Origin of the sequence: Paracoccus sp. NFXS7, assembly GCF_040148865.1 — a bacterium.
Taxonomy (GTDB): Bacteria; Pseudomonadota; Alphaproteobacteria; order Rhodobacterales; family Rhodobacteraceae; genus Paracoccus; species Paracoccus marcusii.
Genome location: NZ_JAKEKV010000001.1, coordinates 1 through 13,664 on the forward strand (window position 1 = coordinate 1; position 13,664 = coordinate 13,664).

The 13,664-nt window shown below is 65.2% G+C and carries 15 protein-coding genes and 1 tRNA gene; 9 read left to right on the forward strand and 7 right to left on the reverse strand.

Going from position 1 to position 13,664, the window contains the following annotated elements:
* The first annotated feature begins 232 nt into the window (after window positions 1-232).
* From LZ686_RS00005 to LZ686_RS00030, 6 genes are all read left to right on the forward strand, one after another.
* Complete coding sequence (locus tag LZ686_RS00005) at window positions 233-1,378, forward strand: DUF6456 domain-containing protein (protein WP_349546592.1); 1,146 nt, start codon at window positions 233-235, stop codon at window positions 1,376-1,378.
* Window positions 1,379-1,452: 74 nt separating this feature from the next.
* Window positions 1,453-2,361 (forward strand): hydrogen peroxide-inducible genes activator, encoded by a 909-nt coding sequence (locus LZ686_RS00010; RefSeq protein WP_045999267.1) that lies wholly within the window; start codon window positions 1,453-1,455, stop codon window positions 2,359-2,361.
* 93 nt (window positions 2,362-2,454) lie between these two features.
* Window positions 2,455-3,411 carry a lipoyl synthase gene (gene lipA, locus LZ686_RS00015; protein ID WP_349546593.1) on the forward strand — a complete coding sequence of 319 codons (957 nt, stop codon included), beginning with the start codon at window positions 2,455-2,457 and terminating at the stop codon, window positions 3,409-3,411.
* 110 nt (window positions 3,412-3,521) lie between these two features.
* Window positions 3,522-3,605 (forward strand) — tRNA-Leu (locus tag LZ686_RS00020).
* A 112-nt stretch (window positions 3,606-3,717) separates the two neighbouring features.
* Entirely contained in the window at window positions 3,718-4,149 is a 432-nt protein-coding gene (locus LZ686_RS00025) for an ElaB/YgaM/YqjD family protein (RefSeq protein ID WP_045980861.1), read from the forward strand.
* Between the two features lie 10 nt (window positions 4,150-4,159).
* Window positions 4,160-4,819, forward strand: coding sequence for a phage holin family protein (locus tag LZ686_RS00030; RefSeq protein WP_349546594.1), 660 nt, complete (start codon window positions 4,160-4,162; stop codon window positions 4,817-4,819).
* 35 nt (window positions 4,820-4,854) lie between these two features.
* Here the strand turns inward: LZ686_RS00030 and grxD are convergent, their stop codons facing one another.
* Window positions 4,855-5,217, reverse strand: coding sequence for a Grx4 family monothiol glutaredoxin (gene grxD / locus LZ686_RS00035; protein ID WP_349546595.1), 363 nt, complete (start codon window positions 5,215-5,217; stop codon window positions 4,855-4,857).
* Window positions 5,218-5,250: 33 nt separating this feature from the next.
* Window positions 5,251-5,493 carry a BolA/IbaG family iron-sulfur metabolism protein gene (locus LZ686_RS00040; RefSeq protein ID WP_045999221.1) on the reverse strand — a complete coding sequence of 81 codons (243 nt, stop codon included), beginning with the start codon at window positions 5,491-5,493 and terminating at the stop codon, window positions 5,251-5,253.
* A gap of 508 nt (window positions 5,494-6,001) precedes the next feature.
* Between LZ686_RS00040 and LZ686_RS00045 the strand changes: the two genes are divergently transcribed.
* The 3 genes from LZ686_RS00045 to LZ686_RS00055 all read left to right on the forward strand — a co-directional run bounded on the left by LZ686_RS00045 (window position 6,002) and on the right by LZ686_RS00055 (window position 7,728).
* Entirely contained in the window at window positions 6,002-6,556 is a 555-nt protein-coding gene (locus LZ686_RS00045; RefSeq protein ID WP_349546596.1) for a thioredoxin family protein, read from the forward strand.
* Window positions 6,553-7,230: a phosphoglycolate phosphatase gene (gene gph, locus LZ686_RS00050; protein WP_164871428.1), complete on the forward strand. Its 678-nt coding sequence runs from the start codon at window positions 6,553-6,555 to the stop codon at window positions 7,228-7,230. The genes LZ686_RS00045 and gph overlap by 4 nt, the downstream gene beginning before the upstream one ends.
* Window positions 7,231-7,299: 69 nt before the next feature.
* Window positions 7,300-7,728 (forward strand): protein tyrosine phosphatase family protein, encoded by a 429-nt coding sequence (locus LZ686_RS00055; RefSeq protein ID WP_349546597.1) that lies wholly within the window; start codon window positions 7,300-7,302, stop codon window positions 7,726-7,728.
* Window positions 7,729-7,766: 38 nt separating this feature from the next.
* Here LZ686_RS00055 and LZ686_RS00060 read toward each other — a convergent pair whose 3' ends face one another.
* The 5 genes from LZ686_RS00060 to LZ686_RS00080 all read right to left on the reverse strand — a co-directional run bounded on the left by LZ686_RS00060 (window position 7,767) and on the right by LZ686_RS00080 (window position 13,560).
* Window positions 7,767-8,111 (reverse strand): arsenate reductase family protein, encoded by a 345-nt coding sequence (locus tag LZ686_RS00060; protein WP_349546599.1) that lies wholly within the window; start codon window positions 8,109-8,111, stop codon window positions 7,767-7,769.
* A gap of 145 nt (window positions 8,112-8,256) precedes the next feature.
* Window positions 8,257-9,561, reverse strand: coding sequence for a DUF3422 family protein (locus LZ686_RS00065; protein WP_045999217.1), 1,305 nt, complete (start codon window positions 9,559-9,561; stop codon window positions 8,257-8,259).
* 123 nt (window positions 9,562-9,684) lie between these two features.
* Entirely contained in the window at window positions 9,685-11,127 is a 1,443-nt protein-coding gene (locus tag LZ686_RS00070; RefSeq protein WP_349546600.1) for an NAD(P)(+) transhydrogenase (Re/Si-specific) subunit beta, read from the reverse strand.
* A 12-nt stretch (window positions 11,128-11,139) separates the two neighbouring features.
* On the reverse strand, window positions 11,140-12,714 hold the full coding sequence (locus LZ686_RS00075) for a Re/Si-specific NAD(P)(+) transhydrogenase subunit alpha (protein ID WP_349546601.1): 1,575 nt from the start codon (window positions 12,712-12,714) through the stop codon (window positions 11,140-11,142).
* 195 nt (window positions 12,715-12,909) lie between these two features.
* The gene (locus LZ686_RS00080; RefSeq protein ID WP_148912176.1) at window positions 12,910-13,560 is read right to left on the reverse strand and encodes a hypothetical protein; all 651 of its coding nucleotides are present in this window, start codon (window positions 13,558-13,560) and stop codon (window positions 12,910-12,912) included.
* Window positions 13,561-13,664: the final 104 nt, after the last annotated feature.

Below are 13,664 nucleotides of genomic sequence, written 5' to 3' on the forward strand. Positions count from 1 at the left end.
TTGGGGAAGAAGGGCTGGAGCCGCGCCATCTGCGCGTCGGTCAGCCAGAAAAGGTTGCTCATCGATCAGGTCTCCTTGAGGAGCCTGAATCATGCCGAACGCGCAGGATCAATGGGTCCTGACCCTAGGGAATGTTGCGGCTATGTGCAGAAACAACCTGTTAACCACAGGGAAAGATTTCAACCCAGGGTAGTCTACTGCCGGGCTGCCCGAGGACGACAAGGGACCTGACATGACCATATTGACCGGTGATTTCGCAATCCACACGGGCATCGCGGAGCACCGTGCGCAGGTGCAAGGGCAGACCTGCGCGCAAGACGACCTGAGCGAGGACGCGCGCCTTTACCTGCGCCATGTCGACCAGGGGGTGACGATCCGTGCCCTGGCGCGCGAGGCCGGTGTTCATGCCTCGACCATCCTGCGCCGCATCCGCCGGTTCGAGGCGCGCCGCGACGATCCGCTGGTGGATGCCGCGCTGGCACCGCGGCCCGAGGGGGCAAATGCGCCTGATGAGCGTCAGGCCCTGCGCGTGCTGCGCCGGTTGGCAGAGCCGGGTGCGTGCATGGCATCGGCCCCCGGCATGGACAAGGCGATCGTCACGCGCGACGACATCCGTACCGCCGTTCTGGAACGCGCCCTGGCAGAGATGATGGCGCTGAAGGGATGGGTCGTGCAGACGCGGGGCGGGGGGCGCATCCAGCGCTATGTCATCGCGCCGGCAGGACGCGAGGCCCTGCGCCAGATGCTGCGGTCGCCCCGCCAGCGCAGCGCCGTGCCGGGGCCATCGTCGTTTGCGGACGCCCACCCGGTCCACGAGGATGCCCAGCCCGTCCACGGCATGGCCGAGGCCCAGGCGGCGTTTGACCACGGCGACCGTCACCGGGTGTGGGAGGATCGCGTCATCGAAGATCCCGAGGATGGTCGCCGCCGCCAGACCCGGGTGAACATCGCGGAAAGCCCGCTTCTGGTGCTGGCGCGGCGGCGTGACCATGATGGGCAGGCATTCCTGACGCCGGGCATGGTCACCGCGGGCGAACGCCTGCGCGAGGATTTCGAGCTGGCTCAGATGGGTCCGCGCGTCACCCAGAACTGGGACGGCTTCATGACCTCGGGGATCGACGTGTCGCGTGGCGGCGGCGGTTATCGCGGCGGATCGGAATCGGCGCGCGACCGGGTGGCCGTCGCGCTGCGCGACCTTGGCCCGGGCATGGGCGACATCGTCCTTCGGGTGTGCTGCTTTCTGGAGGGGATCGAGATGACGGAACGGCGTCTTGGCTGGTCCGCACGGTCTGGAAAGATCGTCCTGCGTCTGGCCCTGATGCGGCTTGAGCGGCACTATGAGGAAACCTACGGCAAGGGATCGCGGCTGATCGGCTGAAGGTCATTGCCGCAGACGGGGGCTGGTCGATAAGATGGTAAGCATTGACCGCGCGTCGTTGATCAGGCCCCCTTATGAATATCACCCTGCGCCAGCTGCGCTATTTCCTGTCCCTGGCGCAGCACACCCATTTCACACGCGCTGCCGAATCGATCAACGTCACGCAACCCGCGCTGTCCATGCAGATCCGCGCGCTGGAGGAGGAGATCGGCGCCCGTCTGGTCGAACGCACCCCGCAGGGTGTCGTCCTGACCCCGCAGGGCCGCGCGCTGCAGGACCACGCCCAACGGGTCATGGCCGCGATGACCGATCTGGAACAGGACTTGCGGCAGCCGGGGCAGGGCGGCCGGTTGATGCTGGGCATGATCCCCACCGTCGCGCCCTATCTGCTGCCCGAGGCGCTGCCCCTTTTGCGGGCGCGCGACATCGGGCGCGACCTGCATCTGCGCGAGGCGCAGACCGACCGCCTGCTGGACGAACTGCAGGCGGGGCGGCTGGATGCCATCGTCGTCGCCAGCCCGCCCGAAGGGCCGGGCCTGCAGGCCATACCGCTGTTCGCCGACCGCTTTCTGCTAGCCGGCAGCGCGGCGCGAATCGCCGATCTGCGCAGCCGACCGCTGTCCCCTGACGCGCTGGATCCCGGCCAGCTTCTGTTGCTGGACGAGGGGCATTGCCTTGGCGACCAGGCCCTGGAGGTCTGCGGGCTGAACCGCCGCGCGGCGCGGCTGGACCTGGGGGCCGCGTCGCTGTCGACGCTGTGCCGCCTTGCCGCGCAGGGCATGGGCCTGACCTTCCTGCCAGAGATCGCCCGCCGGCAGGAGCTGGCGGCGGCACCCGGCCTGACGGCCGTCAGGTTTCCCGACCCCCAGCCCGCGCGGCAGGTCATGCTGATGCGCCGCGCATCGACTCCGGGGCAGGGCTGGTTCGACGATCTGGCCCGCCTGCTGACCGCGGCGGCGCGACCGCTGCTTGATCTGGGCTGATCGCAAGGCAGCCATGTGGACGCAGGGGCAGGGGATGCGTTGCCAAATCGTTGCAAAGCCCCTATTTCTGCCCGAACCGCGACCGAAAGGACCATGACCTTGCGCGACCTCAGGATCCCGGATCAGCGCCACCCGGAAAAGGCGCACCGACCCGATCAGGCCCAGCCCAAGAAGCCGGACTGGATTCGCGTCAAGGCGCCCACCTCTGCGGGGTACAAGCAGACGCGCGACCTGCTGCGCGAGAACCGTCTGTCGACTGTCTGCGAGGAGGCCGGCTGTCCCAATGTCGGTGAATGCTGGAGCCAGGGCCACGCCACCATGATGATCATGGGCGAGATCTGCACCCGCGGCTGCACCTTCTGCAACGTCGCGACGGGTAAGCCGCAGTCGCTGGACACGTTCGAACCCGGCCGCGTCGCCCATGCCGTGCAGAAGCTGGGCCTGAACCACGTCGTCATCACCAGCGTCGATCGCGACGACCTGGACGATGGCGGGGCCGAGCATTTTGCCCAGACCATCCGGGCGATCCGACACCGCTCTCCGACCTCCACGATCGAGGTGCTGGTGCCCGACTTTCTGAAGTCAAAGCCTGGCGCCTTGGAGACCGTGGTCGAGGCGCGTCCCGACGTGTTCAACCACAACCTTGAAACGGTGCCGGGCCTGTACCCGGAGGTCCGTCCCGGCGCCCGCTATTTCCATTCACTGCGCCTGCTGCAGCGGGTCAAGGAACTAGACCCGTCGATGTTCACCAAATCCGGCATCATGGTCGGATTGGGAGAGGATCGCCAAGGCGTGCTGCAGGTCATGGACGACATGCGGGCGGCTGACATCGACTTCATCACTATCGGCCAGTATCTGCAGCCCAGCCCCAAGCACCATCGCGTCGACCGCTTCGTCACGCCCGAGGAATTTTCGGGCTATGAGAAGGCAGCCTATGGCAAGGGTTTCCTGATGGTCTCGGCGACGCCGCTGACCCGGTCGTCGTATCATGCGGGCGATGACTTCGCGCAGCTTCGCGACGCCCGACTGGTCAAGCTGGGTCGCGCCTGAGGCCGCGGGGCAGGGGGCGCACGCCGCCCCTTGCAAATCGTCGCGACTGGATTTACGCCAAGCCCAACGGTCCGCACGGACCGCTGCCGAAAGGGCGCCGGGACCAGTCCGGGGGCGTGGCGGAATGGTAGACGCGACGGATTCAAAATCCGTTTCAGCAATGAGTGTCGGTTCGAGTCCGACCGCCCCTACCACGCCCTTTCGCGTTCAGCACTGGCAAAGATTTTGCTGCAGTGCGGGAACAATCCAGACCTTGTGACGGTTTGTCCATCGACGGTGACAAGACGCCGATGAAAGGACATTACCATGGCACATAACCCCACTGCTGACGACATCAAACGCGACGCCCGTTCGGCTGCGAACGAAGCCCACGGCGACCTGAAGGATGGTGCCCGCAAGATTGCGGACGACGTTCGTGACACCGCGCGCGAACTGTCCGACAATTCGGGTGCGGCACGCCTGAAAGAGCGTGGCGCAGCACTGGCCGATGATGCCGTCGAAACGGGCAAGTACTATGCCGAACGCGCCCGCGAGACCGGTCAGGAATATGCCGACCGCGCGCGTCTGGAGGCAGAGCGCCTGTACGAAGCAGGCCAGCAGAAGGCAACCGAAGTCGCTCACTACGCTGAAGAGCGTTATGATGAAGTGTCCGAGATGGTTCGCCGCAACCCGGCGCAGGCCTTGGGTATCGCGGCCGGTGTCGGCTTCCTGGTCGGTCTGCTGATCTCGCGTCGCTGAGGTCGGGCATATGTTCGATTTCGCCCGACGCGTTCAGGAAGCTGTCGGCGACACGGTCCGGCGCACGGCGATGAAGGCCGTCGCCGGATTGGTCGGACTGATGGCTGGCGGATTCTTGACGGCTGCCCTGTGGTCGTGGCTTGCCAACTATCTGGATTGGGGCTCGACCTTGGCGTCGTTGACCATCGGCGGAGGTTTGATCGTGCTGATGATCATCCTTCTGGCCATGGCGGCAAAGCGCAAGCACACTATGCCGACAACTGATGATCTGAAACGTGAGGTCGAAGCTCGGGTTTCTTTGGCGGCCGATGCGGCGGCGACTCGTGCGCGGGCGGAAGCGACGCGAATTGTCGAACTGGCCGAAGCGAAGGCACATTCGCTGATGGATCAGGCTGGCTCTCGCGCGACCAAACTTGCTTCTGATGCAGAAGAAAAGCTGTTCGGCAGCGTCCGCAATACCGCTCGCGCTGCGGGTCTGACGTCTTCCAACGTTACTGCTGCAAAGCAGTCGTTTCAAAACGGCGCACATCAGTTACGCCAAGCGACCGACAGCAATGCTGGAACGATGACCAAGCTGGTTGGAGCGTTCGCTGTCGGTGTCACGTTGGCCGCAGCAATGCAGCAACGTCGACACGACAGGATGGATTACGATCCCGACGACATGATGTGAAAAAGGGCGCATCGGCGCCCTTTTTTTGTTCCAGATCAGGCATTTGCCTCCCGGATCTTGTTGGCTGCATCCTTGTCGAACGCGACGCCCTGTTTTTCCAGCAGCTGATCAAGTTCTCCTGACAATGTCATCTCGGTGATGATGTCGCAGCCACCTACGAACTCACCCTTGACGTAAAGCTGGGGAATGGTGGGCCAGTCGGAGAAATCCTTGATCCCTTGGCGGATGTCAGCGTCCGATAATACGTTCACGCCCTCGTAGGGCACGCCCATATAGTTCAGAACGCCGGCAACTCTGCTCGAAAAGCCGCATTGGGGCATCTCGGGCGTGCCTTTCATGAACAGGACCACGTCGTTGCGGTCGATCATGTCCTGGATGCGCGTGTTCGCGTCGCTCATATCGGCAATCCTTGTAATGGGGCAGGGGGCGCGTCAGTCAGGCGCCTTGGTGGTCAGGGCAAGCGCATGCAACTCTCCGGCAGGGCCGTCCATCTTGCCCTGAAGGGCGGCATAGACGGCGCGCTGTTGCTGCACGCGATTCAGCCCGCGAAAGCTTTCGTCGATAACTTCGGCGGCATAGTGGTTTCCATCACCGGCCAGATCAGTGATCGTGATCTTTGCCTGGGGAAAAGAGACCCGCAGAAGGGCCTCGATATCATGCGCTTCCATGGCCATGGGCGGATCCTTGTCTTTGTCACACATGATGTAGGGGATGCCGGCAAGGGCTGCAAGACCGGCACGAAAACGGCCGCGTTCCAGAGAAACGCGGCCGCCACGATTAATCTTATCAAGGTTTACTGCGTTGCGCTGACCGCACCCACGGTTCCGCCAACGACCGCGCCGGCCGGACCCGCCACGGCCGCACCGCCGAGACCGCCGGTCGCAGCGCGCTCGCCAACCGTCGTCCCGCATGCCGAAAGGGCCAGAATCGCACCGCACAGTCCCACAGCCACATATTTCATGATGAATGTCCTTTGATGTCAGGTTCTGTCAAACAGACGCAAACAAAGGGTCACAGGTTCCGGGATTGCTGTAGAAAGGCGGTCGAAAGCAGGGGAAGCGTTTTTCTGATAATCTGTATTATGTAACAAAGATGTCTCTCTGGTTAGCCTTTCAACCTTTTCACCACTTGTCCCTATGGCACGTATCTTTCAAGGTTCCGGAAAGTGGATCGGAGGATCACATGGCCGTATCGCCACCTGTCTGCGATTTCGATGCGCCTTGGCACGGCTTTGCGCTGCGCGATACGGACGGAAGCGTCGTGACGCTTTCGCAGGTTGCCGGATCGCGTGGGACGCTGGTGATGTTCATCTGCAACCATTGCCCCTATGTCAGGTCGATCCTGGACCGCATCATCCGCGATGCGCATGCGCTGATGGACCACGGCATCGGCGTCGTTGCCATTTCTTCGAACGACGTCGCGGCCTATCCGGAGGATAGCCCGGCGCTTATGAAGGACTTGGCGCAGCGAAACGGTTTTCGCTTTCCCTACCTGTATGATGCGGATCAGTCGATCGCACGGGCCTATGGCGCCGAATGCACGCCCGACTTTTTTGGCTATTCCGCCGACGGTCGGCTGCAGTATCGCGGTCGACTGGATGCCTCGGCCCGCGCGGCGGCGGCGACGGACGCCCGCCGCGACCTTTATCTGGCCATGGTGCAGATCGCGGAAACCGGGCAAGGTCCGCGCGATCAGGTCGCATCGATGGGATGCTCGATCAAATGGAAGGCCGCATGACCATGGACAGACCCTGCCCGATCGTATTCGACCTGGACGGCACGCTGATCGACAGCGCGCCCGACATCCACGCCTGCGTGAACGCGGTCCTGCGCCAGCATCAGATCGCACCGCTGCCCCTGGCGCGAGTGCGCAGCTTCATCGGTGGCGGTGTCGAGCTGCTGTGGACTCGGATCATCGCCGCCTGCGGTATCGAGCCGGTGCATCGGCCCGCGCTGATCGCGGCCTTCATGGCGCGCTATCATGATGCCACGGCCCTGACACGCCTGTTTCCGGGCGTGATCGAGGCTGTGGGGCGGCTGGCCGATGCGGGTCATCCCTTGGGCATCTGCACCAACAAGCCGATGGGCCCGACGCGCAGCGTGTTGCAGCATTTCGCGCTGGATCGTCTGTTCCCTGTCGTTGTCGGAGGGGACAGCCTGCCGCAGCGCAAGCCCGACCCCGCGCCCTTGCGCCTGGCCCTGCAGATGCTGGGCGTGGAAGGGAATGCCCCCCGTGCGCTGTATGTCGGTGACAGTGAATTTGACGCGAATTGCGCGGCGGCGGTGCCAGTGCCGTTCCTGATCTATTCGGGCGGCTATCGCATGACGGCCATCGCCGATCTGCCGCATCACGCGGCCTTCGATCGCTTTGACGATCTGCCGGGTCTGGTGGATCAGGCGATGGCGCTCTAGGCAGCCGGCTTGACAACCGGCGACGAAAGACGCCACTTCGGGGCGGACCCGTGCACGAAAGGCCCCATGATGGATCTGCGCCAAATCAGCCCCAACCTTGCCGTCTCTCCGCAGATCCTGCCCGAGGATGTCCCGGCCTTGGCCGATGCGGGATTCAAGGTCCTGGTCAACAATCGCCCCGACGAGGAGGTCGAGGCCGAGATCGATCACGATGCGATGGCGCAGGCGGCAGAGGCTGCCGGAATGCGCTATCATTACCTGCCGATCCACCCGGGCCAGATCACGCCGCAGCTGATCGCGGATTTCGGGAAGGCGACCGTGGGACAGGGGCCGGTGATCGCATATTGTCGGTCCGGCAACCGCAGCACGGTCCTCTGGGCCCTGACGCAGGCCGGGCGCATGCCCGAGGATGAGATCCTGAAGACGGCCGACGCCGCCGGGTACGACCTCAGCGGCGTGCGGCCGCTGATCGCGTCGCTGGCCAGCCGCAAGGGCTAGACCGGGCAGGGCAATGCCCCCTGCCCTGCCCCGTGTCGTCAGGCTGGCACGCCAAATGACCGCTTGACATTTGCGGTCCAACCAAGTCCGGAAAGATCGTCGGCGCGAATCGCCGGGCGCTTCATCACGCTCGGCTTTTCGCCCATCATGGCGACCGGATCGGCCGCGCGCTCGTCGTCGGACAGGCCGCGCCATGTCAGGCTGGCGCGGTTGATGATCTTGTCACCGAACTGCGCGACAAGGGCCGCGCGTTCCTCCGCGGACAGCGGCTCCTTCTGGACATCGCGGAACTGTACCGTCCATCCGTTGTCCTGCAGGTCGGCCTGCGCCTTCTGGCAGGTCGAACAATGGGCAAGGCCGTACATCGTCAGCGTCTTGGACATGGATACCTCGTCAGATCAGGGGAACGAAGGGCACGCCGCAGGCAGTCAGGGTCAGGGTTGCCAGCAGGGCAAGGGTCAGGCGCATCGGTCGTGGTCCTTCACGGGTCAGGCCCGATGTATCGCCCCCCGCAGCAGGTGCCACAAGTCACAAATCGTCGCTGCCGGGGTCGTGGAACTGTGCGCGCACCCGGCGCATCGCCCACCAGACGCCCAGCACCGTCAGGGGCGTCAGCACGGCGACGACCAGCGTCTTGTCCAGCCCCGCGCGCCCCGCCAGCGGCGCCAGCGCATAGCTCAGCAGGCCTACCGCGTAATAGCTGATGGCGACGACCGACAGCCCCTCGACCGTGTGCTGCAGCCGCAGCTGCATGTCGGCGCGGCGGTCCATGCGGTGCATGATCTTCTGGTTCTGGGCGCTGCGTTCCACGTCGACACGCGTGCGCAGCAGCTCGGCCGCGCGGGCTGTGCGTTCCAGCATCGTGGCCAGCCGCCGTTCCGCCGATTTCGCCGTGCGCATGGCCGGTTGGTACCGCCTGCGCATGAATTCGGTCAGCATCTGGCGGTCCAGAAACCGCGTCTCCCGCAGGGCGGCGATCCGGTCATGCACGATCGCCTCATAGGCGCTGTTGGCACCGAACCGGAACGAATGCAGGACGGCCTGCGCCTCCAGCTGGGTCGAGACCGCCAGCAGGTCATGCAGCAGCTGTTCTGCGGGCTGCGCGTCGTCGGTCATCGATTCCAGGATCGCGGTCAGGCGCGGCTCCAGCTCGTTCAGGCGGTTGCCCAGACCGCGCGCGCGCCCAAGGCCCAGCATCGACATGGCGCGATAGGTCTCCAGCTCGACCAGGCGATGCACCAGGCGCCCGATGCGGCCGTCCGACGTGCCGGGCCGCACGAAGATGGCGAACCGCATCCAGCCGTCCGCGTCGATGCGGAAATCACCCGCGACCATCGCGGTCTCGTCCAGCACCCAGATCGCGGCCAGGCTGTCGCGCGCGAACCAGCCGTCGATGCGGGCCAGCGCCTCGGCCGGGTCATCGGGCAGCAGATCGACCTGGATCATCACCGCCGCGACGCGCTTGCCCGGCGCGGCGTGCTGCCAGGCGTCGGGAAAGATCGCCGCTGCCGACGGGTCGAACGGACGGATCGGAAGACCCGGCGTCATCGCCATATAGGTCACGAACTCGGTGTGGCTCTCCCATTTCAGTTCGTGACGGCCAAGCTGGCCCTGGTAGTGGCTGTCATCGGGATCGGGGCGTGGACCGCCATGGCGGCTGACCAGTTCGCCCAGATGCGCCAGATCCTGCGCCCGGTCGCGGTTGGCGGCGTCGCGCGGTTCCTTGAACGCCACGAAGACCGCGGTCGCCGGCGCGGTGATCCGCGGCGAGGGCCGGGCATGCAGTTCGTTGACCAGCGCATAGCGCAGGGGATGTTCTGTGGCCGGGTTCATCTGCCGCTCCTGAAGACGGGGCAACGGCCCCTGCCCCATTTCAAGACCACCGCGACAGGCGGCACAAGTGGGAACGCCCGCCGGCTGCGAACCGGCGGGCGTCCGTGGCACGATTGCGCCGGATCAGTCGATCATGGGCAGCAGCTTGTTGATGCTGTCCTTGGCATCGCCATAGAACATCCGGGTGTTCTCCTTGAAGAACAGCGGGTTCTCGATGCCGCTATAGCCGGTGCCCTGCCCGCGCTTGGACACGAAGACCTGCTTGGCGCGCCACACCTCCAGCACCGGCATGCCGGCGATGGGGCTGTTCGGATCGTCTTGGGCCGCGGGGTTCACGATATCATTGGACCCGATGATGATGACGACGTCGGTCGAGGGGAAATCCTCGTTGATCTCGTCCATCTCCAGCACGATGTCATAGGGCACCTTGGCCTCGGCCAGCAGCACGTTCATGTGGCCCGGCAGACGCCCCGCGACGGGGTGGATGGCAAAACGCACCGTCTTGCCCGCCGCGCGCAGCTTGCGCGTCAGTTCGCTGACCGCACCCTGCGCCTGCGCGACCGCCATGCCATAGCCCGGCACGATCACGACGCTGTCCGCCTCGTTCAGCGCGGATGCCACGCCGTCCGCATCGATGGCGATCTGCTCGCCCTCGATCTCGGCTGCGGGGCCGGTCTCTCCGCCGAAACCGCCCAGGATCACGCTGACGAAGTTCCGGTTCATCGCCTTGCACATGATATAGGACAGGATAGCACCCGACGATCCGACCAGCGCGCCCGTCACGATCAGCAGGTCGTTCGACAGGGTAAAGCCGATCATCGCCGCCGCCCAACCGGAATAGCTGTTCAGCATCGACACCACGACCGGCATGTCCGCGCCGCCGATGCCCATAATCAGGTGATAGCCGATGAAGAACGCCAGCAGCGTCACCAGGATCAGCCAGAACACCGCCGGACCGACGCCGGTGAAATACAGCACCCCGATCAGCAGCGACAGCGCCAGCGCGCCCGCGTTCAGCATGTGGCCGCCCGGCAGCTTCTTGGGCTTGCCGTCGACACGGCCCGCCAGCTTGCCGAAGGCGACGACCGACCCGGTGAAGGTCACCGCGCCGATGAAGATGCCCAGGAAGACCTCGATCTTCAGCATGGCGATCTCGGGGGCGGTCTTGTGGGCCAGCAGGGCCGCAAAACCGGTCAGTTCGGCCTCGAACCCTTCGGCATGCAGGCGCAGGACGCGCGACAGCTCGATCTGGGCGTTGAAGCCGACAAAGACCGCGGCCAGACCGACCAGCGAATGCATTGCCGCGACCAGCTGGGGCATCTCGGTCATCTGCACGCGCTTGGCGACCAGCCAGCCGCCGGTGCCGCCGATGGCGATCATGATCAGCGACAGCAGCCAGTTGCCCGCGCCCGGCCCGAACATCGTCGCCACGACCGCAAGGCCCATGCCGACGATGCCGTACCAGATCGCGCGCTTGGCGCTTTCCTGTCCCGACAGCCCGCCAAGCGACAGGATGAACAGGACCGAGGCGACCACATAGGCCGCAGTGGTGAATCCGTATTCCATTGTCCCGACCCCTTACGACTTCTGGAACATGGCAAGCATGCGCCGGGTGACCATGAAGCCACCAAAGATGTTGACCGATGCCATCAGCACGGCCAGCGCGCCCAGGATCACGACCCAGGCCGATCCCGACCCGATCTGCATCAGCGCGCCCAGGATGATGATCGAACTGATCGCATTCGTGATGGCCATCAGCGGCGTGTGCAGCGAATGCGCCACGTTCCAGATCACCCGGAAGCCCACGAAACAGGCCAGCACGAAGACGATGAAATGCGACATGAAGCTGGCAGGCGCGATCAGCCCGATCAGCAGCACGACCAGGCCACCGCCCAGCAGAAGCTTGATCTGGCTGGCGGTCTCGGCCTTGAAGGCCGCGGCGTCGGCGGCGCGGCGTTCGTCGGGGGTCAGCTCCTTCTTCTTCTCCTTGGGCTTTTGCGCCGCGATGGCGGCGACCTTGGGCGGCGGGGGCGGCCAAGTGACGTCATGATCATGCACGACCGTCGCACCGCGGATGACGTCGTCCTCCATGTTGTGGACGATGACGCCATCCTTCTTGGGCGTCAGGTCGGCCACGAAATGGCGGATGTTGTTGCCGTACAGCTCGGAGGCCTGCGCGCCCATGCGCGACGGAAAGTCGGTATAGCCGACGATGACCACGCCGTTGTCGGTGACGATGCGTTCGTCCGGCACGGTCAGGTCGCAGTTGCCGCCCTTTTCGGCCGCCAGATCGATGATGACGCTGCCCTGTTTCATCATGGCCACCATGTCGGCAGTCCACAGCTTTGGCGCGTCGCGTCCGGGGATCAGCGCCGTGGTGATGACGATGTCCATCTGGGGTGCCAGCTCGCGGAACCGGGCCAACTGCTTCTCACGAAACTCGGGGCTCGACGGCGCGGCATAGCCGCCCGTGGCGGCGCCGTCCTGTGCGGGTGCGTCGAACTCAAGGTAGACGAACTCGGCACCCATCGATTCGATCTGTTCGGCCACTTCGGGGCGCACGTCAAAGGCATGGACCTGCGCGCCAAGGCTGACCGAGGTGCCGATGGCCGCAAGACCCGCGACCCCTGCCCCCACGACCAGCACCTTGGCCGGCGGGACCTTGCCTGCCGCCGTCACCTGTCCGGTGAAGAAGCGGCCGAAGTTGTTCGCCGCCTCGATGACGGCGCGATAGCCCGCGATGTTGGCCATCGACGACAGCGCGTCCATCTTCTGCGCGCGGCTGATGCGCGGCACCATGTCCATGGCGATCGCGGTGATGCCCTGGTCCTTGGCCTGCGCCAGCAGTTCGGCGTTCTGCGCCGGATAGAAGAACGAGATCAGCGTCTGCCCCGCCTTCATCTGGCCGATCTCGGCCGTGGTCGGCTGGCGCACCTTGGCCACCACGTCCACCGCATCGATCAGCTCCGCCGCGGTCTGGCAGACCGTCACGCCGGCACCGCGATAGTCGTCGTCAGCGAACCCCGCGCGCGCGCCCGCGCCGCTTTCCACGAACACGTCATGCCCCAGCTTGCCCAGATGCGCGGCGGTGGATGGCGTGATCGCCACCCGCGCCTCGCCTTCAAAGCTTTCCCTCGTTGCGCCAATCTTCATGGCTCTGATGCCCCCCGGTCTGGTGATCTTTCGTCGCAAACGTCATAGCATCGCGAAATATTGTTTCACAAGGCTGCGCTGTCGCGACCGGCTCGGAAAGACCATTGCGGCGGCTTGGGAACAACCGGTCCAGCGCATGTGAAAACGGCCCGGATGCGGATGCATCCGGGCCGTTCCATGACCTGACCGGTCGGATCAGTTGGCCGGGGCCGGCGTCGTGGTGGTCGCCGGCGCGGTGGTCGCAGGCGCAGGGGTGGTCGCGGGCTCTTCGACGCTGACGGCGTCGTCAACGGCGTCAGCCGCACTGTCGGCTGCCTCTGCTGCGGCATCCGCTGCGTTCGATGCGGCCTCGCCTGCACCGTCAACGGCGTTGTCGATCGCGGTGCCGGCTGCGTCGGCTGCGTTGCCTGCGGCTTCGACCGCGCTGTCAGCAGCGGCGCCGGCGGCATCGGCGGCGTCGTCGGCTGCATCGGCGGCACCGGCGGCGGCATCATCGGCGGCCTCGGACGCGCTCTCGGCTGCAGCCTCTGCTTCGGCTGCCGCGTTGTCGGCAGCGGCTTCGGCCTCGGACGCCGCAGCATCAACTTCGGGTTCTTCGACGACGGCGGGGGCCGTGGTCGTCTCGGGGGCGGGTTCGGTGGTCGTCACGGTGGTGGTGTCACCTTCGACGACGGTCGTGTCATCAGCCATGAAACGCTGCAGCACGAAATAGGCCAGCGCCAGCGCCAGCAGGACACCGATGATCAGCGGCAGCGCGGACGACTTGCGCTCCACCGGCTCGACATAGGTTTCCTTGGGGGTGGTGCCGGGTTTCACGCGGTTCGGATCGTTGGGATCATAGCTCATGCAGGTCTCCGATTCAGACTGTATTTTGACCGGGTTAGGTCGCGAAGCTGTGGCGTGTGACCGTTCGGCTGTCAACCGCCAACGCCCGACGCCACGCCTTGCGA